The sequence below is a fragment of the Streptomyces sp. NPDC029836 genome (genome assembly GCF_055574495.1).
On sequence record NZ_JBVHZI010000003.1, the window covers coordinates 66,899 to 89,411 of the forward strand.

A 22,513-nucleotide genomic window follows, 5' to 3' on the forward strand; every position below is an offset into this window, starting at 1 on the left:
GGGGCTTTTCCGTGACATCACTCGAAGAACGCGAAGTGTGGTTCCTGACCGGCAGCCAGTCCCTCTACGGGGACGAGACCCTGCAACAGGTGGCCCGACAGTCCCAGCAGATCACCGAGGCCCTCCAGGACGCCCCCGACGTCCCCGTCCGGATCGTCTGGAAGCCCGTCCTCACCGGCGCCGAGACGATCCGCCGCATCTGCCTGGAGGCGAACTCCGACGACGCCTGCATCGGGCTGATCGCCTGGATGCACACGTTCTCCCCGGCCAAGATGTGGATCGCCGGCCTCGACGCCCTGCGCAAACCTCTGCTCCACCTCCACACCCAGGCCAACATGGCCCTGCCGTGGTCGTCCATGGACATGGACTTCATGAACCTCAACCAAGCGGCGCACGGGGACCGCGAATTCGGCCATATCCAGTCCCGCGTAGGCGTCACCCGCAAGACGGTCGCGGGTCACGTCAGCGACCCGTCCGTGGCCGTCCGCATCGCCGCGTGGGCCCGGGCGGCCGCCGGGCGGGCCGAGTTGCGCGGCCTCAGGCTGGCCCGCTTCGGCGACAACATGCGGGACGTCGCCGTTACCGAGGGCGACAAGGTGGAGGCGCAGCTGCGCTTCGGCGTCTCCGTCAACACGTACGGGGTCAACGACCTCGTCGAGGCCGTCGACGCTGCCGCGGAGGCCGATGTCACCGAGCTCGTCAAGGAGTACGAGGACACCTACCGGGTGGCGCCCGAGCTGCGGTCCGGCGGGGACCGGCACGCGTCGCTGCGCTACGCCGCGCGCATCGAGCTCGGCCTGCGGGCCTTCCTCACCACCGGCGGCTTCCGTGCCTTCACCACCAACTTCGAGGACCTCGGGGGCCTGCGCCAGCTGCCGGGACTGGCCGTGCAGCGATTGATGGCCGACGGGTACGGCTTCGGCGGCGAGGGCGACTGGAAGACCTCGGCCCTGCTGCGCACGCTCAAGGTGATGTCCGAGGGGCTGTCGGGCGGGGTGTCCTTCATGGAGGACTACACCTACCACCTGGAACCGGGCAGGGAACTGATCCTCGGCGCGCACATGCTGGAGGTCTGCCCGACGATCGCGGCCGCGGTTCCCTCTTGTGAGATCCACCCGCTGGGGATCGGCGGCCGGGAGGATCCCGTCCGTCTGGTCTTCGACGCGCACACCGGTCCGGCGGTGGTGGTCGGGCTCGCCGACATGGGCGACCGCTTCCGCCTGGTCGCCAACGAGATCGACGTGGTGGAGCCCGCCGAGCCGTTGCCGAACCTGCCGGTGGCCCGGGCCGTGTGGCGGCCCCGTCCGGACCTGCGGACCTCGACCGAAGCCTGGTTGATCGCCGGAGCCCCGCACCACACCGTGCTGTCGAGTGCCGCGGGCACCGAGGAGCTGGGTGATCTCGCCGACATGCTCGGCACGGAGCTGCTGGTCATCGACGGGGACACCGGCATCCGCCGGTTCACCCAGGAGATCCGCTGGAACCAGGCGTACCACCGCCTGGCGCAGGGTTTCTGACGCGCCGCCATCTTCGCTCCCGCTGTTGAGAAGGGACGCACATGAGCCGCTTCCGCTCGCGCCGCACCGCTCCACGCCGTACCGCACCACGACGCACCCGTCCGCCGCTCTGGACCGCCCTCGCGGTCGTCCTGCTCGCGTTGCTCCCGGCCGCGGCGGTCACCGGCGGTCCCGCCGAGGCCGCAGCCGGCCGTACCTACACCAACCCGGTGAAGGTCCAGAAGGGCGCCGACCCCTGGCTGCAGTACCACGCGGGCAACTACCACCTGGTCGCATCGACCTTCACCGGCGAGATCACCATGCGCAGGTCACCAACTCTGGAAGGCCTTTCCACCGCGCCGAGCGTACGGGTGTGGTCCGACCGGACCCCCGCCCGCAGCACCAACATATGGGCTCCGGAGATGCATTTCGTCGAGGGGCGCTGGTACCTGTACTCCGCCGGGCAGGCGGGGGCCGCCTGCTGCGACTCGCAGCGCACCCACGTCCTGCAGAGCGCCGGCAGCGACCCGATGGGCCCCTACACCTACAAGAACATCCTGACCGGCGCCAACCTGGTGCCCGGCGGATGGCTGATCGACGCGAGCCTGCTGCGGGTCGGCGGGAAGCTGTACCTGCTCGGCAGCGGCTTCATCAACGGCAGTCGGCAGAGCCTGGTGATCGCCCCGCTGAGCAACCCCTACACGCTCAGCGGTCCGTTCAGGGTCATCTCCAGTCCCGCCCTGAGCTGGGAGAGCCAAGGCGGATCGGTCAACGAGGGACCCGAGCCGCTGTACCACGGCGGGCGGACGTTCCTCACCTACTCCGCCTCCAGCTGCAACACCCCGGACTACAAGCTGGGCCGACTGGAGCTCACCGGCGCCGACCCCCTCAGCGCCGCGTCATGGACCAAGGCACCCGCCCCGGTGTTCCGGCGCGACGACGCGGCGGGAGTGTACGGGCCGGGCCACAACGGGTTCTTCACCTCCCCGGACGGCAAGGAGAGCTGGATCGTCTACCACGCCAACGACACCGCCGCCGGCGGCTGCGACAACAGGCGCACCACACGGGCCCAGAAGTTCACTTGGCTCCCGGACGGCACCCCGGACTTCGGCGCACCGGTCGCCGCCGGGAGACCGCTGCCCGCCCCGGGGGGCGAGACGGCGGCCACCCCCACCGCGTACACCCTGGTGAACCCCCACAGCGGCAAGTGCCTGGATCTCGCGCTCGGTTCCTCCGCCGACGGAGCGGACGTGAGGCTGTGGTCGTGCAACGGCAGCACTGCCCAGAAGTGGCGGTTCGAGGACCAGGGGGACGACACGAGCCGACTGGTCAACGTGGCCGGCGGCAAGGTGCTCGACGTGGCTGACTGCTCCTCCGCGGACGGAGCGGAACTGCGCCAGTGGGCCTGGCTGGACAACGCCTGCCAGCGGTTCCGGCTCATCGCCGGAGAGGCCGGACTGCTCCGGCTGGAGAACGCGCACAGCGGGAAGGTCGCCGACGTGGCCGACTGCGGAACCCGCGACGGCACCGGTGTCCGCCAGTGGACCTGGCTCGCCAACCCCTGCCAGGAATGGCAGCTCCGGACCGGCTGACCGGGCCACTCCGTACGGAAGAGGAGAAGAGATGACCGGAACACTCCTGTACGCCCGTGCCCTCGCGGCCGTGGCGGCCCTGCTGGCCTGCGCCTGTGCCGTACTGCCGCTTCCCGCCCACGCCCTGGCGGGCCCGCAGGCCCAGGCCGCCTACACCAACCCGCTGGCCGAGCGGCGCGCGGACCCCCAGATCCACAAGCACACCGATGGCTACTACTACTTCACGGCGACCGTCCCCGAGTACGACCGCATCGTCCTGCGCCGCGCCACCACCCTCCAGGGGCTGTCGACCGCGCCGGAGACCGTCATCTGGACGAAGCACGCCACCGGTGAGATGGGCGCCCACATCTGGGCCCCCGAGATCCACTTCATCAACGGCAGGTGGTACGTCTACTTCGCCGCCGGCCGGAGCGACGACATCTGGAAGATCCGGATGTACGTGCTGGAGAGCTCCGCGGCCAACCCGCTGACCGGCGGCTGGACCGAGAAGGGGCAGATCGTCACGCCCATGGACAGCTTTGCCCTGGACGCCACCACCTTCGTGGTGCGCGGCACCCGCTACCTCAGCTGGGCGCAGAAGGACCCCGCCATCGCCACCAACTCCAACGTGTACCTCGCCAAGTTGGCGAACCCCTGGACGATCTCCGGCACGCCGACCCGTCTGACGGTGCCCACCTACTCCTGGGAGGCGGCCGGCTTCAAGGTGAACGAAGCCCCCGCCCTCATCGAGCGAGGCGACCGGGTATTCCTCAGCTACTCCGCCTCCGCGACGGACAGCAACTACTGCCTCGGCCTGCTCTCCGCGGCGGCGTCCGGCAACCTTCTGGACCCGGCGGCGTGGACCAAGAGCCCGACCCCGGTCTTCACCAGCAACACCGCCACCGGCCAGTACGGGCCGGGACACAACTACTTCACCAAGGCGGAGGACGGCGGCGGCGACGTGCTCGTCTACCACGACCGCGGCTACAAGGACATCTCCGGCGATCCCCTCGACGACCCCAACCGCCGCACCCGGATCCAGAAGCTGTACTGGAACGCCGACGGCACACCCAACTTCGGCATCCCGGTGTCCGACGGCGGCGCTCCGCACCGCCTCGCCTCCCTCAACTACCCGGACCGCCACGTCCGCCACCGGGATTTCCGGGCCAGGCTGGATGTGGACGTCAGGAACCTGGCCGACTCCCAGTTCCGCACCGTGCCCGGGCTCGCCGGCAGCGGCACCGTCTCCATGGAGTCGGCGAACTTCCCCGGCTCCTACCTCCGCGAGAGGAACGGCGAGGTGAGGCTGGAGAGGAACGACGGCAGCGCCGCCTTCAAGAGCAGCGCCACCTTCCACCGGCGCACCGGACTCGCCGACGCGGCAGGGGTCTCCTACGAGTCGTACGGCGCGCCCGGACGCTTCCTACGGCACCGCGACTTCCTGCTGTACTCGGAGCCGGCGGCCACCACGACGGCCAAGGCCGACGCCACCTTCCGTCTGGAATAGCCGCGCCGTGCCCGCGTCCACCGTCGGCCCGGCGGCGGGCGCGGGACGTCAGCCGCCCAAGAGCTGCTCCGTCCAGATGGTCTTGCCGGCCGCCGTGTACCGGCTGCCCCACCGGTGGGTGAGCTGCGCCACGAGGAACAGGCCGCGCCCGCCTTCGTCGGTGAGCTGGGCCCGGCGCAGGTGCGGCTGTGTCTGGCTCGGGTCGGAGACCTCGCAGATCAGCACACGGTCCTTGATCAGCCGTAGGCCGACCGGGCCGCCCGCGTACCGGATGGAGTTGGTGACCAGCTCGCTGACGATCAGCTCCGTGGTGAAGACGAGGTCCTCCAGGCCCCAGGCGGTCAGCCGGTCCGTGACGAGCACGCGGGCTTCCCGGACGAGGGACGGGTCGGCGGGCAGTTCCCACGCGGCGGTGGCGTCGGCGGACACCTCCCTGACCCGCACCACGAGCAGGGCGAGGTCGTCGTCCGGCGGCTCGCTCAACAGGGCGCCCAGGATGCCGTGCCCGATCTCGGTGACCGGCCGCCCGCTGTCCGCGCCGTCCCGCGCACCCGCCCGGACCGTCTCCAGCTGCCGCTCCGACCGGCCGGTGCCCTTGGCGAGCTCTCCGCCGTAAAAGGCCAGTACATCACCGGGCCCCAGACGGAGTTCCACCGCTTCGAACGGCTGCCCGCCGGTGCCGAGAACCGGACCCGGGCGGTACGTCACCGTGCCGCTCCCCTCCCGTCCCCTGGCGGCCAGCACGGGCGGCGGGTGGCCGGCGCCGGCCACCACGCAGGTGAGGGACACCGGGTCGTAGGTGGCGTAGAGGCAGGTGGCTCCCGTCAGCGTGCTCGGCGCGTCCCCGCCCGGCTCTTGGTGGGCGTCCTCCTCCGCGAAACGCACCACGAGGTCGTCGAGGTGCGCCAGCAGTTCGTCCGGAGTGAGGTCGAGGTCGGCGAGGGTCTGTACGGCCGACCGCAGGCGCCCCATCGCGGCCATGGCGCCGAGACCGTGCCCGGCCACCGTTCCCATGACGAACGCGAGCCGTGTCGAGGGGAGCTGGATGACGTCGAACCAGCTGCCGCCGATGGCCGCCGTCGTGGCGGCGGGAACGTATACGCCTGAGGTCTCGGCGCCGGTGACGTCCATGACCGGCCTGGGCAGGAGACTGCGCTGCAGGGCTTCCGCGGTACGGCGCTCACGGGTGTACCGGCGGGCGTTGTCCATGCTGAGCGAGGCCCGGGAGCCGATCTCCTCGGCGAGGACCGCGTCCTCCTGATCGAAGGTTCGCCCCTCCGCGGTGCGCCACAGGACCAGCGCGCCGAGGACCGCGCCGCGTGCCCGCAGCGGGACCAGCATGAGGGAGGTGGCCCGGGGCGGAAGAATCAGCCGTACCCGATCCGCCTCACCCGCCAGCACCGCGCGGAGCTCGGTCAGGTCGGGGAGGTAGACCGCCGAGCCCCCGCGAAGGTGGACGCTCTCGACGCTCCCGAGCCGGACGGTCTCGCCCACGGCAGTGTTCTCCGGCGGCCACCGGCCGTCGGCGGCCCGCGCGGCGACGCGCCGCATCGGCGCTCCGGTGACCAGGTCTCCCGGGTCTTCGCCGAGCAGCACGGATTCGGTCAGGTCGACGGCCGCGAGGTCGGCGAACGCCGGGACGAGCACCTCCGTCAGCTGTTCGGCGTCGCGCACCAGGTCGAGGGAACTGCCGATCTCCGCGGCGGCCGCGTGGAGCAGCGCCTGTCGCTCGGCGGAACGCTGGTCCGCCGGCGGCGGGGGCGGTGCCCGACGGATGTCGTCGGCGACGGCGAGCGGTACGGCGTGGGCCGGATCGGCGGGACGCAGGCGCAGCAGGAATCGGGCCGGCGACCCCTCCATGAGGGTGATGAGGTCGACATCGGCCTCCAGCTGCTCGCCGTCCGGCCGGCGCAGTCGGGCACGGGCACCGCGCCGGGCACCTCCGACGGCTCCGGCGACGAGACGGGCCCACAGGCCGGTGTCCTCGAAGAGCAGTTCCGCGGCGAGCGGCTCGGCGCGGGGGCCCCCGAAGGCCTCAGGAGCGCCGAGCAGCGTCGCCGCGGCGCGCGTGCCCGTCAGGACCTTGCCGGCGGTGTCGAGAACCAGAACAGCCGTGGGGAAGTCCGCTGTCGTGACGGATTCCCTCGGGCCGTTGACGCTCACTCGTGTCTCATTCCGGCAGGATCGATGGCGCTCCTGATCTCATTGAACACCCCGCGCGCGGTGTTCGCGCGCCGGTGGCGGACCGCGCACGGGCGCGACCGCCGACGACGCCCGAGAGGCGGTCGCCGACGGCCGCGCGTCACCTACCGGTGGCGCCGGCTATCGCAGCGGCGGGTGGGCGTTGCGCATCAGTTCCTGGAACTGGGCGGAGAACCAGCGGCCGGAAAGCGGCGCGCCCGGCAGGGCTCCCGACGGGTTGAACCCGTTGCGCGGATTGCCCTCATACGACGGGTCGCACATCCGGTCGAATCCCTTGCCCTCGTCGTTGGGGATCTGGCTGCTCGAACCGTCGGACTCGCCGGGCGGCTTCATCCATACGTACGCGTCGATCCCCGCAGCCGGGTGCGCCGTCGGACGCTCGCCGATCCCCGCCCCGGACTGGTTGCACCAGTTTCCGATGTGGACGCGCCGGTCGAAGCGGCCTCCGTCGACGTACGTGTCCACGCCGGCCCGGGAGCCGGGGCCGGTGGGCCTGGCGGCGCCGCCCCAGCCGTTGCGTGAGGTGTCGATGAGCATGCCGATCGTCGGGTCGAAGCCAACGGAGACGAGTTTGGCGCGGAATGCCTGGGCGAAGGAGAGCTCGTCCACGTACCGGTTCCAGTCCACCCACTTCGACTCGCGGACGGACTTGCCGGCGACTGTGTCGCCGACGGCGAAGTGCTCCTCCTTCAGGGCGCTGTAGTTGGCGGTGTTGGTGATGAATCCGTGCACGGAGGCGACGGTGCTGCCCTCGGCCGTGGCGGCCTGCTTGAACAGGTCGGCGGACGGGCCGAAGTTGTCGTCCCAGCCGATCCACCCGTGGTGCCCCGCGTCGACGTAGTTGTAGACGTTGGGGACGGATCCGAGCTTCCTGAGGGCGTAGCCGACGCCCTTCACGTAGTTGCCGTTGGCCTTCATGGTGTCGCACTGCGGGGTGGCGGTGGGCCGGCCGCCGGTGTTGGTGACCAGATTGGGCAGGGAGTCGATCTCGACCGTGGTGACGATCCGCAGAGCCGCGTACTTGGGGTCGCCCAGGATCGCGGCGATCGGGTCGATGTAGCGCGCCTTGTACGCGTCGATCTCGTGGGCCTTCAGCTCACCGTTGGAGGCGAGGGCCGCGCAGTCGCGTCCGGGGAGGTTGTAGACGACGAGCTGGACGACCAGCTCGCCCGTCCCCTTCTGCCGCAGGGCCTCGTCGAGGTGCGCGCGCAGCCCCATGCTGCTCGGGGTGCCGGCGATGGCGGCGATCCGGTCCAGCCACACGCCGGTCGGCTGACCGGAGATCCGGCTGCCGCCGGGCTCGGCCGCGGCCCTCGCCGACCACTCGGGATTCACGTAGACCGACGCACCCCGGTACGGGTTGTCGACGCGGGTCCCGGGCGGGTCGGTGGGCCCGGGCGGGTCGGTCGGGCCGGGCGGGTCCGTGGGGCCGGGGCCGGTGCCGCAGGTGACGCCGTTCAGCTTGAAGGCGGCCGGGAGGGCGTTGGCCCCGCTGTACGAGGCGTTGAATCCGAACGAGGCGGAGGCGCCGGTGCCGAGCGCCCCGTTGTAGGCGGCGTTCTTGGCGGTGACGTCGGCGCCACTCTGCGTAAGCCCGGCGTTCCATCCCTGGGTGACCTGCTGGTTTCCGGCGAAGGCCCACTCCAGCTGCCAGCTCTGGACGGCCGCGCCGGTGTTCGTGACGGTGACCGCGGCGGTGAAGCCGGAATCCCAATGGTTCTGGACGGTGTAGTCGACCTTGCAGCCGGCGGCGGCCGTTCCCGGGCCGCCGGCGGACACGGCCGTCGCGGTACCCGTGGCCGCGGCGACGAGGGCCACGGCCGCGAGTAAGGCGGTACGGCGGCGGAACGAAGTCGTGGAGGTCATGGTGTGTCCTTTCCTTCGCGTGTGGGGAGGGCGCGCAGACGGTCGCGCAGCCCGATGCCGAAGGCCGTGGGTGTGCCCTCGTAGGAGCTGATCAGTGCGGGACCGGAGGAGCAGTCCCAGGTGTTCCAGGTCCAGCCGAGATAGGACAGCCCCCGGCCGTCGAACCACCGCATCACCCGGTCGACAAAGGCGTGCGAGCAGGTGTTCTCACCGATCTCGCCCGCCACGACCGGCAGCTCGGCCGCGAGCGGGCCGAGTACGGAGTCCCAGCAGGCCTCGTCGGCGCAGGCGTTGAAGTTGTAGACGTGCCAGGCGGCGGCGAGGTTGGCGGCTGGGTCGTGCGGCCGGTGCGCCCACCACTGGCTGAGGTCGTTGGCGTACGCGATGCCGGCCGCCAGGATCAGGTTCTGCGCGCCGGTGGCCCGTACCGCGTCGACGAGGTCCTGCATGCCCGCCACCTCGTAGCCGATGCCGGGACAGGTGCCGCCGTCCCGCCAGCAGGCCCAGGCCTGGCCAGGGGTGGAGGCGGCGCGGTCGGGATAGGGCTCGTTGAACAGGTCGAGGACGACGGCGGGATCGCTCTTGAAGGTGTTCGCGACAGAGGTCCAGAAGGCCGGGGCGTAGCGGGCGTCCGGCATGGGTTTCTGGCAGCTGGCGTGGATGTCCGCGCAGCCCGCGGAATTGCCGGTGTACCGGCCCCAGGACCAGTGCAGTTCGACGACCGGGGTCATGCCGTGGTCCTCGATGCGCCGCACCAGGGCGGTCACCGCTTCGCGGTAGCGGGCCCCGGCGTACTCGGGCTTGATGTTGTCCAGGCCGAGCCAGCACTCCTCGTTGAGGGGGACGCGGACCGTGTTGGCGTTCCAGTCGGTGATGGCGGTGACGGCGTGGTCGTCCACGGGGCCGTCGAAGATCCCGTGACCCTGGACGCACATGAACTCGCTGCCCGAGCGGTTGACTCCGGTCAGGCGGCGGGTGGCGCCGGAGGCGTCGACCAGCTTGTTGCCCCTCACGTGCAGGACGGGCGGATCCTCCACCGGTGTGGGTGTGGGTGTGGGTGTGGGTGTGGGTGTGGGTGTCGGCGTGGGCGGCTCGGTCGGGCCGCCGGGCGCGGTGGCGCAGGTGTTTCCGTTGAGCGAGAAGACCGTGGGGGCCGGGTTGGTTCCCGACCAGGAGGCCAGGAAGCCGAGGGTGACGCTCGATCCGGAGCCGAGTCCGCCGTTCCACGTCTCGTTGGCCGCCGTCGCGGTACGCGAGGTCTGGGACCACTTCGCGTTCCAGCCCTGGCTGACTCTCTGAACGCCCGGAAAGTCGAAAGTGAGCGTCCAACCGGACAGCGGAGCACCCTTGTTGGTGAGGGTGACCGCTCCCTGGAAGCCCTGGTCCCAGGTGTGGGTGACGGCGTACTGGACGGCGCAGACCGGCGCGGCCGCGGCCGCCGGGAGATGGGGGAGGGGCGAGGCGCTCACCGTGGCGAGGGCCGCGCCCAGGAGTAATGCGGGCATGTGCGGGGGGTGTCGCATGAGCGACTCCTTGCAGCTCAGACGCCTGCGTGACGCAGCGTCAACTGTCGGAATCGCTCCCACTGGTAAGGCTGGACCATAGCGCGCGGCCCCGCCGGCGAACAGAGCCGTGCGCGGCTTCGTCACGGCGCGCCCTGATTTTCTTGCGATGGCTCGCGCATCTTGACCCCTCGCTCGGCCGGAGAGCATGGTGGGAGCGCTCCCACTGGTGCGTCACCCCGCTTTTCCGTCCCAAGACCCCCTCTCCGTTGCTCCGAGGAGGTGTGAGCTCCCGTGCCCTGACACGAGGAGGCGTGCCGGTTCGCCCCGGCTGGTGGGCCAGGCGAACCGGCATCTCGCGGCGACCCTCAGGAGCCGGCCTTGCGCTTGTTCCACACGTCGAAACCGACCGCCGCCAACAGCACGAGACCCTTGATGACCTGCTGGTAGTCGGTGCCGATACCGACCAGTGACATGCCGTTGTTCAGCACGCCCAGCACGAGACCGCCGATGATCGCGCCGAGCACGGTGCCGACACCGCCTGACGCCGAGGCGCCGCCGATGAAGGCCGCCGCGATCGCCTCCAGTTCGAAGTTGATGCCCGCCTGGGGCGTACCGGCGTTGAGGCGGGCAGCGAAGACCAGCCCGGCCAGTGCGGCCAGGACGCCCATGTTGACGAAGGCGAGGAAGACGATCCGTTTGCTCTTGACGCCGGACAGCCTGGCCGCGGGCTCGTTGCCGCCGATGGCGTAGGTGTGCCGGCCCAGGACCGAGTTGCGCATGACGTAGCCGAAGGCGACCAGGAGCACGCCGAGGATGAGCAGCACGATCGGGAAGCCGTGGTAGCTGGCGAGCAGCAGGGTGAAGACCGTCACCGCGGTGGCGATCGCCGCCAGCTTGACGAGGAAGAGGCCCATCGGCAGCAGCCGCAGCCCGTAGGAGGCCGCCTGGCGGCGGCCCCGGACCTCCTGTACGACGGCCAGCGCAAGCACGCCGAAGCCGAGCAACAGCGTGAGGTTGTGGTAATTCGTGTGCGGGCCTGCCTCCGGCAGGAAGCCGCTGCTGATCTGACGGAAGCCCTGCGGGAAGGGGGCCACCGACTGGCCCTGGAGCAGGATCTGCGTCCCGCCCCGGAAGAGCAGCATCCCGGCGAGCGTCACGATGAACGAGGGGATGCCCACGTAGGCGATCCAGAAGCCCTGCCAGGCGCCGGCCGCGGCGCCTATCAGGAGCGCGGCGGCGGCTGCCACGGGCCAGGGAATGTCGTGGTGCACCATCATCACCGCGGCCGCGGCGCCCACGAAGGCCGCCAGGGATCCCACCGACAGGTCGATGTGGCCGGCGATGATGACGATCATCATTCCGATGGCCAGGATGAGGATGTAGCCGTTCTGCTGGATCAGGTTGGTGACGTTGAGCGGTTTGAGCAGTGTTCCGTCGGTCCAGATCTGGAACAGCACGATGATCAGCGCCAGGGCGACCAGCATGCCGTACTGCCTGATGTTGCCGCGCAGGAGGCGCACGAGGAGGGCGCGCGGACCTTCCGGCGCACCGGGGCGCTTGTCCCCGCCGGGGGCGTCGCCCCCGGTGTCGACGGCGGGGCTCTGGATCTGGGTCATGCGTCACACCTGCTCGTTCTGGTTTGCGGCGCCCACGGTCATGAGGCGCATGAGGGATTCCTGGGTCGCGTCCGCTCGGGTCGTCTCACCGGTGATGCGTCCCTCGGCCATGGTGTAGATGCGGTCGCACAGGCCGAGCAGCTCCGGCAGTTCGGAGGAGATCACCAGGACTGCCTTGCCCTGGGCCGCGAGGTCGGCGATCACCGCGTAGATCTCGGCCTTCGCACCGATGTCGATTCCCCGGGTGGGCTCGTCGAGGATGAGCACTTCGGGATCGGAGAAGATCCACTTGCTGAGGACGACCTTCTGCTGGTTGCCGCCGCTGAGCTTGCCGGTCTCCGCGAACACCGAGGGCGCCTTGATGTTCATCGTGCCGCGGTACCTCTCGGCGACGCGGGTCTCCTCGTGCTCGTTCACCCAGCCCCGGCGGGAGACCTTGCCGAGCGCGCTCAGTGAGATGTTGCGGCGGATGTCCTCGTCAAGGTTGAGGCCGAGGCGCTTGCGGTCCTCGGTGACGTAGGCGAGGCCGTGGGCCATCGCCTCGGGGACCGTGCGCGTACGGATCTCCTTGCCGTCGAGCAGGACCCGGCCGCTGGTGTGGCGCCCGTAGGAGCGGCCGAAGACGCTCATCGCGAGCTCGGTCCGGCCTGCGCCCATCAGGCCCGCCATGCCGACGATCTCGCCGCGCCGGACCGTGATCGACGCTTCGTCGACCACCTTGCGGTGCACGTCGATCGGGTGCAGGACGGTCCAGCCCTCGATGGCCAGCGCGACCTCGCCGATCTCCGGGGTGCGTTCGGGGTAGCGGTGCTCAAGATCGCGGCCGACCATCCCGCGGATGATGCGTTCCTCGGAGATCCCCTCGGTGGCGACCGAGATGGTCTCGATGGTCCGGCCGTCGCGCAGGATGGTGACGGCGTCGGCGACGCGGGCGATCTCGTTCAATTTGTGCGAGATGACGATGCAGGCGATGCCCTGGGCCTTGAGTTCGAGGATGAGGTCGAGCAGTTTGCGGCTGTCCTCGTCGTTGAGCGAGGCCGTCGGCTCGTCCAGGATCAGCAGCTTGACCTCCTTGGCGAGAGCCTTGGCGATCTCGACGAGTTGCTGTTTGCCCACGCCGATGTCCGCGACGCGGGTCTGCGGATTGTCCGGCAGGCCGACGCGTTCGAGCAGAGCCTGGGCGTGAGTGAGCGTCCGATGCCGGCTGATGAACCCGCGCGAGGCGTGCTCGTTGCCGAGGAAGATGTTCTCGGCGATGGACAAGTAGGGCACCAGGGCGAGTTCCTGATGGATGATCACGATGCCGAGGCGCTCGCTGGCCCGGATGTCGGCGAAGGCGCACGATTCGCTCTGGAACCGGATCTCGCCTTCGTAGGAACCGTGCGGGTGCACGCCGCTGAGCACCTTCATCAGGGTGGACTTTCCCGCCCCGTTCTCGCCGCAGATGGCGTGGACCTCGCCGGCTGCGACGGTCAGGTTGACTTCGGACAGTGCCTTGACGCCGGGGAAGGACTTGCTGATCGAACGCATCTCGAGGACGGGTCCGGCCATGGTGGTGGGTCCGTTCGACTGGGATGATGCGGCGGACCGGTCGGGGTGGCGCCGCATCACCGGTTCTTGGGCCCCGGTGGGTGGGGCCGGGGGCGGCTACTTCAGCTGGTCGGCGGAGTACTGCCCTGAGTCGACGAGCAGCTTCTGGTAGTTCTCCTTGTCGACGCTGACCGGCTGCAACAGGTAGGAGGGCACGACCTTCACGCCGTTGTCGTACTGCTTGGTGTCGTTGACCTCGGGTTGGTGGCCGGTGAGCAGTGCGTCGCCCATCTGCACGGCCGCCTTGGCGAGTTCGCGCGTGTCCTTGTACACGGTCTGGGTCTGTTCGCCGGCGATGATGGACTTCACGGAGGCGAGCTCGGCGTCCTGGCCGGTGACGATGGGCAGCGGCTTGCCCGCGCCGCCGTAGCCGACCCCCTTGAGGGACGACACGACGCCGATCGAGATGCCGTCGTAGGGCGAGAGCACCGCGTCGACGGTGGCCGACGTGTAGGCCTTGCTGAGCAGGTTGTCCATCCGGGACTGCGCAACGCCGCCGTCCCAGCGCAGGGTGGCCGCCTGGGCGAATTCGGTCTGGCCGCTCTTGACCACGAGCCGCTTGGCGTCGATGTGGGGCTTCAGGACGCTCATTGCGCCCTGGTAGAAGAACCCGGCGTTGTTGTCGTCCGGTGATCCGGCGAACAGCTCGATGTTGAAGGGGCCCTTGCCGCTCTGGAGACCGAGCCGGTCGGCGATGTACGTGGCCTGCAGGACGCCGACCTTGTGGTTGTCGAAGGTGGCGTAGTAGTCGACGTCCCCGGTGCCGCGGATCAGGCGGTCGTAGGAGATGACCCGGATCTTCGCGGCGGCGGCCTTCTGGAGCACGTCGCTGAGCGAGGAGCCGTCGATCGGAGCGATCACCAGCAGCTTGGCGCCCTTGGTGATCATGTTCTCGACCTGGGCGACCTGGTTCTCGACGACGTTGTCGCCGAACTGGAGATCCGTCTTGTAGCCCTTGGCCTGGAACTGCTTGACCATGTTCGCGCCGTCATTGATCCAGCGCTCGGAGGACTTGGTCGGCATGGCGATCCCGACCAGGCCCCCCCTGGAGTCGCCCGCGTCCGCCTCGCCTCCGACGCCGTTGGCGCTCTGGCCGCAGGCCGCCAATGTCAGGCCGAGCGCCACCACGACGAGGCCTGTCGGGATTCTTCGCACGTTTCCTCCAGTGATGCGCCGTGACTCGGCGTGACGAGGGGGCCCGGCCCGGCGAGGCCCGTTCGGTTCCCCGGTCGGCGGCGGGGGCTGGCTCCGGCCGCTGGGGTGCACTGCCCGGCCCCACTGCTCTGGCCTGGCGTTACAAGAGTGTTAACGCTAACAACTACTCCGTCAAGGCCCCTGGGATCACCTTTGCGTACCCTCCACGAGCCCTTGCTCCGGTTGCCGCCGGCTGCCGCCTTCCTTGCTTTCCCCGGCGGCCGGAAGCGGCCCGCCGGCGGTTCCGTGGCGTACGGGCCCGGTTCCGGTGATCGTGCGGACCGCGTCCGGTGCCTTCCGCAGCCCCTCCTGCGACAGGGCACCGCCCCGGCGGACTGCCGGCCCGGGGGGTGAGGTGGCCGCGGGATGGTGCGGGCCACGAGGCGCAGTCGAGCGCGGGCCGTAGAGCGGCGCTGAAGTCGTCGACGAGGCGGGTGTTGCGGGTGGCATACCCCAGTCGGTGCGTGGTCCGGGGTTCCGGCCCCTCGTGAGAGGACGTTCAGGTCGTTGGTCGGCCGGCTGGTGGCGTAGGGGTGGCGAGCCTCCGCCGCGACGGTGGTGGGGACGGCTCGGCGGACCCGGGCCATGGACGCGGCCGTGACGTGCTCGCTGTCGAAGGGGGCGAAGACCTCCGGCGATGCAGCCCAGCGGCGACCTTGGCGAACTGTCCGGGGGCGAGACCGCTGAACGGACCTGTCCAGGACAGCTCGGACGCCGTGATCACAGCGGCGTCACCGCAGGCGAGGGCCGCCGAGACCCGTACGACACCTCCATGTGGAAGCCCGTCCTGGCTCGGGTCGGTGGGATTTCCCGCCGCAGCTGGAGGGAGCCAAGCCCTGGGAGTGGGGGCGCCGCGCACGGGGATGGCTTCCCTGTCATGAGGCAGTCACGCTGGACCACCATGCTCACTTCACGCCGCCAGGCTTGCGGCAAGGGTCGCCGAGCCGTCGACGGCGGCCGGGGGAGCGAGGCCTCTGGACCGAACTCCCCAGCTTCTCCCCAGCGCTGATCGCCGGTCCGTCCGGGCTGGTCAGAGATTCGGAAAAACCTCGGATCGTGAACTGCGTCCGCCCGCTAGCCTGGGAAAATGCTCACAGAAGTGATCGCGACCCGCTATGTGACGCCCCTGCGTGAGGGCGGCTCGCTCCCGGGAATCGTCGAGGCCGACGACCTCGGGACCTACGTCATGAAGTTCACCGGCGCCGGCCAAGGGCGCAAGACGCTGGTCGCCGAGGTGATCTGCGGGCGCCTCGCCCAGCGGCTGGGCCTGCGCGTCCCGCGCCTGGTGCAGATGCAGTTGGACCCGGTCATCGGGCTCGGCGAGCCGGACCAGGAGGTCCAGGAGCTGCTCAAGGCCAGCGGTGGGCTGAACCTCGGCATGGACTACCTGCCCGGCTCGATCGGCTTCGACCCGCTCGCCTACCGGGCGGACCCCGTCGAGGCGGGCCGCGTCGTCTGGTTCGACGCCCTGATCAACAACGTGGACCGGTCCTGGCGCAATCCCAACCTGCTGGTCTGGCACGGGGACCTGTGGCTCATCGACCACGGCGCCACCATGATCTGGCAGCACAACTGGCCGACCGCCCTGGCGGCGGCGGCCAAGCCCTACAACGCCTCCGACCACGTCCTGGCCTCCGTGGGCCCCGACATCGCCGCGGCCGCCGCCGAACTCGCCCCGCGGGTGACCGAGGAACTGCTCACCGAGGTCGCCGCCGACGTCCCCGACGAGTGGCTCCTCGACGAGCCGGGCTTCGACTCCGCCGAAGCGGTCCGACGGGCCTACGTGGAGGCGCTGCTGCCGCGCGCGGCCACGATCCACGAGAGGATTTCGCTGGAGGCGCAGGTGAAGGCGCCGACGGGTCCGCCCGGCTGGCTCACCGACCACCTCCCCGAATGGCCCCACAGGATCAACAGGAAGACGAGCGACGACGAGTGACCGAGCGGGACGTGTTCGAGTACGCACTGGTGCGCGTGGTGCCCAGGATGGAGCGCGGCGAGTGTTTCAACGCCGGCGTCATCGTCTACTGCCGGGCGCGTTCCTACGTCGCCGCGCGCATCCACCTCGACGAGGCGAAGCTCCTCGTCCTGGACCCGGAGGCCGACGTGGCCGGCGTCCGGGCCGCCCTGTACGGGGTCGAGGGGATCTGCGCGGGCGGGGAACGGGCCGGGCAGGCGGCGGACGGCGACGCGGGCCGGCGGTTCCGCTGGCTGATCGCCCCGCGCAGCACGGTCGTCCAGCCGGGGCCGGTGCACACCGGCCTGACCGCCGACCCGGAGGCAGAGGTGGAGCGTCTGTTGGACCTGCTGGTCCGCTGACCGACCCGCCCGCCACGAGGGCACCCGTTGACACCGGGTGCCAGGGCTCCTAGCGTCTCCTCAGCTGAAGCTACTAAGCGGTTGCTCACCTCCGGGCGGCCGTTTCTCGACGGCGAGGAGATCCAGCATGTCCACCACCGAGCAGCGCGTGGCGATCGTGACCGGGGCGGCCCGGGGCATCGGCGCGGCCACCGCCGTGCGCCTGGCCTCCGAGGGTCGCGCGGTCGCCGTACTCGACCTGGACGAGGCGGCCTGCAAGGACACCGTGGAGGCGATCACGGCGGCCGGCGGCACGGCCGTCGCGATCGGCTGCGACGTGTCCGACAGCGCCCAGGTGGAGGCGGCCGTCGAACGCGTGGCGAGCACGCTCGGCGCGCCGACCGTCCTGGTCAACAACGCGGGCGTGCTCCGCGACAACCTCCTCTTCAAGATGAGCGACACCGACTGGGACACCGTCATGAACGTGCACCTGCGCGGTGCGTTCCTGATGGCGCGGGCCTGTCAGAAGTACATGGTGGAGGCCAAGTTCGGCCGCATCGTGAACCTCTCCAGCAGTTCCGCCCTCGGCAACCGGGGCCAGGCCAACTACGCCGCCGCCAAAGCGGGCCTCCAGGGCTTCACCAAGACCCTGGCCTTCGAGCTCGGCAAGTTCGGCGTGACCGCCAACGCCGTCGCCCCCGGCTTCGTCGTGACCGAGATGACGGCCCAGACGGCCGCCCGGATCGGCATGGGCTTCGAGGAGTTCCAGACCGCCGCCGCCTCCCAGATCCCGGTGCAGCGCGTCGGCCGCCCGGACGACATCGCCAACGCCATCGCCTTCTTCACCGGCGAGTCCGCCGGCTTCGTCTCCGGCCAGGTCCTGTACGTGGCCGGCGGCCCGCTCAACTGACCGGATCACGAGAGACAGGGCGTACGTCATGACCTACAACGGCATCGACAGCGGCAAGGCTGCGCTCGTCACCGGCGCGAGCCGGGGCATCGGCTACGGGATCGCCGAGGCGCTGGTCGCCCGCGGCGACCGGGTCTGCATCACGGGACGCAACGAGGACGCGCTCAAGGAGGCCGTCGAGCGCCTCGGCGCGGACCGGGTGATCGGCGTGGCGGGCAAGGCGCACGACGAGGCCCACCAGGCCGTCGCCGTGGAGCGCGCCATGGAGGCCTTCGGCCGCGTCGACTTCCTGATCAACAACGCCGGCACCAACCCGGTCTTCGGGCCGATCGCCGACCTGGACCTCGGGGTCGCGCGCAAGGTGTTCGAAACCAACGTGATCTCCGCCCTGGGCTTCGCCCAGCGCACCTGGCACGCCTGGCAGAAGGACAACGGCGGCGCGATCGTGAACATCGCCTCCATCGCGGGCCTCTCCCCCTCGCCGTTCATCGGGGCCTACGGGATGAGCAAGGCCGCCATGGTCAACCTCACCCTCCAGCTCGCGCACGAGATGGCCCCGCAGGTCAGGGTCAACGCGATCGCCCCCGCCGTGGTGAAGACGAAGTTCGCGCAGGCGCTCTACGAGGGCCGCGAACAGGAGGCGGCGGCCGCCTATCCGCTCGGCCGGCTCGGGGTGCCGGAGGACATCGGAGGAGCCGCCGCATTCCTGACATCTGCACAAGCGGAATGGATCACAGGACAAACTCTGGTCGTTGACGGAGGAATCTTCCTCAATGCCGGAGTCGCCTGACCGGTATCCGGACGCATTTGCCTCCTTGGGGGAGGCAAATGCGTACCGAATGTGCATGTAATCGGTCAAGTGCCTCACGAAACCTACCCCTTGGATTTGTGATGCACTGCGGTAGGGTCTGCCGCATCCCTGGCTGATCGAGGAGCGTGCACGTGTTCAACCGGACCAGATGCCTGCGGATCACTGCGGCCCTTGCGTCCATATCCCTGCTCGCCGGCTGCGGTCTGTTCTCGGACGAGGGTGGTGACGGCGCGAAGCGGATAGTCGTCGGCACCACGAGTGCGCCGAGCCACCTCGACCCGGCCGCTGCCTGGGACGGTTCCTGGGAGCTGTACCGGAACATCTACCAGACCCTTTTGGCGTTCCCCACGGGCAGCACCAGGCCCCAGCCGGACGCCGCCCAGAACTGCGAGTTCACCGACTCGGCGAACCAGTCCTACCGCTGCACCCTGCGCAAGGGCCTGAAGTTCTCCAACGGCGAGACGCTCGACGCCAAGGCCGTCAAGCACTCCCTCGACCGGATCAAGAAGATCAACCACAAGTTCGGTCCGAGCGGGCTGTTCAACAGCCTGGACAAGATCGAGACCCCGGACGCCCTCACCGTCGTCTTCCACCTGAACGCCTCCGACGCGACGTTCCCGTACGTCCTCGGCTCGCCGGCCGCCTCGCTCGTCGCTCCGGGGGAGTACCCCGCCGACAAGGTGCGCGACGACGGCAAGGTCACCGGCTCCGGCCCGTACGTCCTCAACTCGTACAAGGAGGTCGGCGAGGCGGTCCTCGGCCGCAACGAGACCTACACGGGCTTCGCCGACCGCCGGAACGACGGCGTGACGATCCGCTACTTCTCCGACTCCAAGAAGATGGTCGCCGCCCTCAAGGGCAAGGAGATCGACGCGACCTACCGAGGCCTGTCCGCCGCGGAGATCAAGGACCTGCAGACCCCCGAGTCCCACAACATGGGCGTCCAGGTCGTCGAGAACGTCGGCGCCGAGATCCGCTACCTGGTCTTCAACCCCCAGGACCCGCAGGTCAACAAGCTGCCGGTGCGCCAGGCCATCGCCCAGATCCTCGACCGCGGCGCGATCGTCTCCAAGGTCTACCAGGGCACGGCCGAACCGCTGTACTCGATGGTCCCCAAGGGCGTCGTCGGCCACAAGACGCCGTTCTACGACCTGTACGGCCAGCCGGACGTCGCCAAGGCCAAGAAGATCCTCAAGGACGGCGGCATCACCCAGCCGGTCGACCTGACGTTCTGGTACACCACGGACCGCTACGGCGCCTCGACCGCGGACGAGTTCACCGAGATCAAGCGCCAGCTGGACGAGACCAACCTCTTCCGGGTCACCCTGCGCGGCAAGCCCTGGAAGGAGTTCCAGGAGGGCTACAAGAACCGCGAGTACCCGGTCTTCGGCCGAGGCTGGTTCCCCGACTTCCCGGACCCGGACAACTTCATCGCGCCGTTCGTCGGCAAGGAGAACGCGGTCGGCACCCCGTACGAGCCGGCCGACGTGATCAACGAGGTCCTGCCCAAGTCACGCCGCGAGGGCGACCGCTCGGCCGGCGTCAAGGAGTTCGAGCGGGCGCAGCAGATCTTCGCCCAGGACGTCCGCCTGCTGCCCCTGTGGCAGGGCAAGCTGTACGTCGGAGCCCGCGAGGACATCGCCGGCGCCGAGCGGGCCCTCGACCCGCAGACCGCCATGCAGATGTGGGAGCTGTACCGCAAGACCAGCTGGTAGCGCCGAGCGAAGGGCATCCGGGCCGCGTCGATGTCAGTGGCCCCCGGTAGGTTCTTGAGCAGTTGCACGAACTTGTACCGGAGGTTGTCGACGTGACCCAGATGCTGCCCGAGTCCTGGCTCCCCGCTCTCGGCGGGGAACTGGACCAGCCCTACTTCAAGGAACTCACCGAGTTCGTCGAGAAGGAAAGGGCGAACGGGCCGGTCTACCCGCCCCGCGAGCAGGTCTTCGCGGCCCTGGAGGCCACGCCGTTCGACAAGGTGAAGGTCCTGGTCCTCGGCCAGGACCCCTACCACGGCGCCGGCCAGGGTCACGGCCTGTGCTTCTCCGTGCAGCCCGGCGTGCGGACCCCGCCCTCGCTGCGCAACATCTACAAGGAGATGAAGGAGGAGCTCGGCCTCCCCGTCCCCGACAACGGGTACCTGATGCCGTGGGCCGAACAGGGCGTCCTGCTCCTCAACGCCGTGCTCACCGTCCGCGAGGCCGAGCCCAACTCGCACAAGGGCAAGGGCTGGGAGAAGTTCACCGACGCCGTGATCCGCGCGGTGTCCGAGCGCCCCGACCCGGTCGTCTTCGTCCTCTGGGGCGCCTACGCCCAGAAGAAGATCCCGCTCATCGACGCGGAGCGGCACGTCATCGTCAAGGGCGCCCACCCCTCGCCGCTGTCGGCCAAGAAGTTCTTCGGCTCCCGGCCCTTCACCCAGATCAACGAGGCCGTCGCCGCCCAGGGGCATGAGCCGATCGACTGGAGCATTCCCGACCTGGGCTGACGCCACCCCGCGCCTCGAAGCCACGGGCGCCGCCTCCGGTTAGCTTCGTGGGACCAGACCGAACCAGGTCTGCCGAGCAAGCCGGAGGCCGCGTTGACGGAGCAGCAGGAGGCGTCGGAGGACGCCGTCATGACCAGGATCGGCCAGGCGGTCATCCTGCTGCACGCCGGCGACCGCGAGGAGGCCCGCAACCGGCTCGGCGCGATCTGGTCCGAGATCGGCGAGGACGGCGACTCCCTCCACCGGTGCACCCTGGCGCACTACATGGCCGACGCGCAGGACGACCCCGCCGACGAACTGGCCTGGGACCTGCGCGCCCTGACCGCCGCCGACGGACTCACCGCGGCCGGACCGGCCACGGACGGACCGCCCGCCGACGGACCGGCCACCGGGGGTCCCGGAGCCGACGGGGTCGTCGACCGGCCCGGCGGCGCGGTTCCCGCCCGGCGGGCGGGGGACGGTCCGGGGCGCCCGGGACCGCAGCGGGCGGTCCGCGTCTTCTACCCCTCGCTGCACCTGAGCCTGGCGGCGGACTACGTCAAGCTCCGCCGCCCCGAGGCGGCCCGGGTGCACCTCGCACGGGCCCGCGCGGCCACCGGGGCCCTGTCCGACGACGGGTACGGCAACGGGGTACGGGCCGCCATCGCCCGGCTGGAGCGCCGGCTGGCCGGCGAGCCGGGCACCCCTCAGCGGCCGTTCCCCGAGCAGTCCCCCTAGTGCTGTGACCGGAAAGGTCCACCGGGTCGCGGCGCCCGGCACGGCACCTCGCCGCGTTGTCGGACCACGGAAGTACGTCCAGTACGAACCGCGGCCCTCCGCCGTGCGACGCACCGCACCGAACACCGCGACCCGGCAAACCTTTCCGGCCACAGCACCAGCGCCGCCCGCCGGGGCCCCGTACGACGCCCGGTCGCCGGGTTCAGCCGCCCTCGACGCCCGAGCAGATGCGGGCCTCGGGGCTGTCCGGGTGCCAGCGGCCGTGCCGGCGGCCCAGCGCGCACACGTCGGCCGGCCGGACCGGCAGCTCCCGCACCAGGTCGCGCGGAACCCGCGCGTCCGGCCGTACGGGGTGCGGGCGGCCCTCCGGCCGCTCCTCGGCGTGCCGTACGGGCTCCGGCGGCTCCGGAATGTCGGGGACCGGCGGCGCCGCGTGCGGGTGCTGCCCGGCCGGGGCCGCCGCGGACCCGCTGTGCGTCGTCGTCGCCCGCTGCGGGGCGGCCGGAGCCGACGGGTTCGAGGCGCTCGGCCCCGGCACGGCGCGCAGCGCCTCCAGGGCGGGCGCCTGGACGACCACCGGCAGGGCCTCCGGTCCGCCGCGCGGCCCGTGCCGCGGCGCCGGGCCGGTCGGGGGCGTCGAGCTGGGGTCCGTCGGCCCCGGGGCCACATTCACACAACCGGAGACGGCCGAGACGGCGCAGGCCACTCCCAGCAGCAGCTTCGTGGAGGTTCGGGTTGGATGCACCCG

The 22,513-nt window shown here is 70.4% G+C and carries 17 protein-coding genes; 10 read left to right on the forward strand and 7 right to left on the reverse strand.

Translation table 11 applies throughout. The annotated features are described in order from the left end of the window. Window positions 1-11: 11 nt before the first annotated feature. From araA to ACZ4XJ_RS11210, 3 genes are read left to right on the forward strand one after another with little or no spacing between them, the layout of a single operon-like run. Window positions 12-1,517, forward strand: coding sequence for an L-arabinose isomerase (gene araA, locus ACZ4XJ_RS11200; protein WP_468495991.1), 1,506 nt, complete (start codon window positions 12-14; stop codon window positions 1,515-1,517). Window positions 1,518-1,558: 41 nt separating this feature from the next. Further along, window positions 1,559-3,088 (forward strand): family 43 glycosylhydrolase, encoded by a 1,530-nt coding sequence (locus ACZ4XJ_RS11205; RefSeq protein ID WP_468495992.1) that lies wholly within the window; start codon window positions 1,559-1,561, stop codon window positions 3,086-3,088. Between the two features lie 31 nt (window positions 3,089-3,119). Further along, entirely contained in the window at window positions 3,120-4,574 is a 1,455-nt protein-coding gene (locus tag ACZ4XJ_RS11210) for a family 43 glycosylhydrolase (RefSeq protein ID WP_468495993.1), read from the forward strand. A 48-nt stretch (window positions 4,575-4,622) separates the two neighbouring features. Here ACZ4XJ_RS11210 and ACZ4XJ_RS11215 read toward each other — a convergent pair whose 3' ends face one another. The 6 genes from ACZ4XJ_RS11215 to chvE form a co-directional block, all read right to left on the reverse strand. Further along, entirely contained in the window at window positions 4,623-6,737 is a 2,115-nt protein-coding gene (locus ACZ4XJ_RS11215; protein ID WP_468495994.1) for an ATP-binding SpoIIE family protein phosphatase, read from the reverse strand. A 159-nt stretch (window positions 6,738-6,896) separates the two neighbouring features. Then, window positions 6,897-8,642: a glycoside hydrolase family 6 protein gene (locus ACZ4XJ_RS11220; RefSeq protein WP_468495995.1), complete on the reverse strand. Its 1,746-nt coding sequence runs from the start codon at window positions 8,640-8,642 to the stop codon at window positions 6,897-6,899. Then, window positions 8,639-10,165: a cellulase family glycosylhydrolase gene (locus ACZ4XJ_RS11225; RefSeq protein WP_468495996.1), complete on the reverse strand. Its 1,527-nt coding sequence runs from the start codon at window positions 10,163-10,165 to the stop codon at window positions 8,639-8,641. The genes ACZ4XJ_RS11220 and ACZ4XJ_RS11225 overlap by 4 nt, the downstream gene beginning before the upstream one ends. 347 nt (window positions 10,166-10,512) lie before the next feature. Continuing rightward, window positions 10,513-11,763 carry a multiple monosaccharide ABC transporter permease gene (gene mmsB, locus ACZ4XJ_RS11230; protein WP_362879559.1) on the reverse strand — a complete coding sequence of 417 codons (1,251 nt, stop codon included), beginning with the start codon at window positions 11,761-11,763 and terminating at the stop codon, window positions 10,513-10,515. A gap of 3 nt (window positions 11,764-11,766) precedes the next feature. Then, window positions 11,767-13,314 carry a multiple monosaccharide ABC transporter ATP-binding protein gene (mmsA, locus tag ACZ4XJ_RS11235; RefSeq protein ID WP_468495997.1) on the reverse strand — a complete coding sequence of 516 codons (1,548 nt, stop codon included), beginning with the start codon at window positions 13,312-13,314 and terminating at the stop codon, window positions 11,767-11,769. A 96-nt stretch (window positions 13,315-13,410) separates the two neighbouring features. Next, window positions 13,411-14,508: a multiple monosaccharide ABC transporter substrate-binding protein gene (chvE, locus tag ACZ4XJ_RS11240; protein WP_362879556.1), complete on the reverse strand. Its 1,098-nt coding sequence runs from the start codon at window positions 14,506-14,508 to the stop codon at window positions 13,411-13,413. 1,126 nt (window positions 14,509-15,634) lie between these two features. On the opposite strand from chvE, the gene ACZ4XJ_RS11245 reads away from it, so the two are divergent. The 7 genes from ACZ4XJ_RS11245 (at window position 15,635) to ACZ4XJ_RS11275 (ending at window position 21,765) form a co-directional block, all read left to right on the forward strand. After that, complete coding sequence (locus tag ACZ4XJ_RS11245; protein WP_362879554.1) at window positions 15,635-16,483, forward strand: HipA family kinase; 849 nt, start codon at window positions 15,635-15,637, stop codon at window positions 16,481-16,483. Further along, window positions 16,480-16,863: a DUF3037 domain-containing protein gene (locus tag ACZ4XJ_RS11250; RefSeq protein ID WP_362879552.1), complete on the forward strand. Its 384-nt coding sequence runs from the start codon at window positions 16,480-16,482 to the stop codon at window positions 16,861-16,863. Before ACZ4XJ_RS11245 ends, ACZ4XJ_RS11250 begins: the two co-directional genes overlap by 4 nt. 127 nt (window positions 16,864-16,990) lie before the next feature. Further along, complete coding sequence (fabG, locus tag ACZ4XJ_RS11255) at window positions 16,991-17,752, forward strand: 3-oxoacyl-ACP reductase FabG (protein WP_468495998.1); 762 nt, start codon at window positions 16,991-16,993, stop codon at window positions 17,750-17,752. Between the two features lie 28 nt (window positions 17,753-17,780). Then, a complete protein-coding gene (locus ACZ4XJ_RS11260) occupies window positions 17,781-18,542 on the forward strand; it encodes an SDR family oxidoreductase (protein ID WP_362879548.1) in 762 nt (253 codons plus the stop codon). A 152-nt stretch (window positions 18,543-18,694) separates the two neighbouring features. After that, window positions 18,695-20,278 (forward strand): ABC transporter substrate-binding protein, encoded by a 1,584-nt coding sequence (locus ACZ4XJ_RS11265; RefSeq protein ID WP_362879546.1) that lies wholly within the window; start codon window positions 18,695-18,697, stop codon window positions 20,276-20,278. A gap of 101 nt (window positions 20,279-20,379) precedes the next feature. Further along, window positions 20,380-21,048 (forward strand): uracil-DNA glycosylase, encoded by a 669-nt coding sequence (locus ACZ4XJ_RS11270; RefSeq protein WP_362879661.1) that lies wholly within the window; start codon window positions 20,380-20,382, stop codon window positions 21,046-21,048. Window positions 21,049-21,141: 93 nt separating this feature from the next. Further along, on the forward strand, window positions 21,142-21,765 hold the full coding sequence (locus tag ACZ4XJ_RS11275; protein WP_362879544.1) for a hypothetical protein: 624 nt from the start codon (window positions 21,142-21,144) through the stop codon (window positions 21,763-21,765). Window positions 21,766-21,967: 202 nt separating this feature from the next. Here ACZ4XJ_RS11275 and ACZ4XJ_RS11280 read toward each other — a convergent pair whose 3' ends face one another. Continuing rightward, complete coding sequence (locus ACZ4XJ_RS11280; protein ID WP_468495999.1) at window positions 21,968-22,510, reverse strand: hypothetical protein; 543 nt, start codon at window positions 22,508-22,510, stop codon at window positions 21,968-21,970. Window positions 22,511-22,513 lie beyond the last annotated feature (3 nt).

Bases quoted from the DNA above. Each gene is read 5' to 3' on its own strand.
- ACZ4XJ_RS11205 (WP_468495992.1), top strand. From the start codon at position 1,559: ATGAGCCGCTTCCGCTCGCGCCGCACCGCTCCACGCCGTACCGCACCA.
- ACZ4XJ_RS11210 (WP_468495993.1), top strand. From the start codon at position 3,120: ATGACCGGAACACTCCTGTACGCCCGTGCCCTCGCGGCCGTGGCGGCC.
- ACZ4XJ_RS11220 (WP_468495995.1), bottom strand. From the start codon at position 8,642: ATGACCTCCACGACTTCGTTCCGCCGCCGTACCGCCTTACTCGCGGCC.
- ACZ4XJ_RS11225 (WP_468495996.1), bottom strand. From the start codon at position 10,165: ATGCGACACCCCCCGCACATGCCCGCATTACTCCTGGGCGCGGCCCTC.
- mmsB (WP_362879559.1), bottom strand. From the start codon at position 11,763: ATGACCCAGATCCAGAGCCCCGCCGTCGACACCGGGGGCGACGCCCCC.
- mmsA (WP_468495997.1), bottom strand. From the start codon at position 13,314: ATGGCCGGACCCGTCCTCGAGATGCGTTCGATCAGCAAGTCCTTCCCC.
- ACZ4XJ_RS11245 (WP_362879554.1), top strand. From the start codon at position 15,635: ATGCTCACAGAAGTGATCGCGACCCGCTATGTGACGCCCCTGCGTGAG.
- fabG (WP_468495998.1), top strand. From the start codon at position 16,991: ATGTCCACCACCGAGCAGCGCGTGGCGATCGTGACCGGGGCGGCCCGG.
- ACZ4XJ_RS11260 (WP_362879548.1), top strand. From the start codon at position 17,781: ATGACCTACAACGGCATCGACAGCGGCAAGGCTGCGCTCGTCACCGGC.
- ACZ4XJ_RS11270 (WP_362879661.1), top strand. From the start codon at position 20,380: ATGCTGCCCGAGTCCTGGCTCCCCGCTCTCGGCGGGGAACTGGACCAG.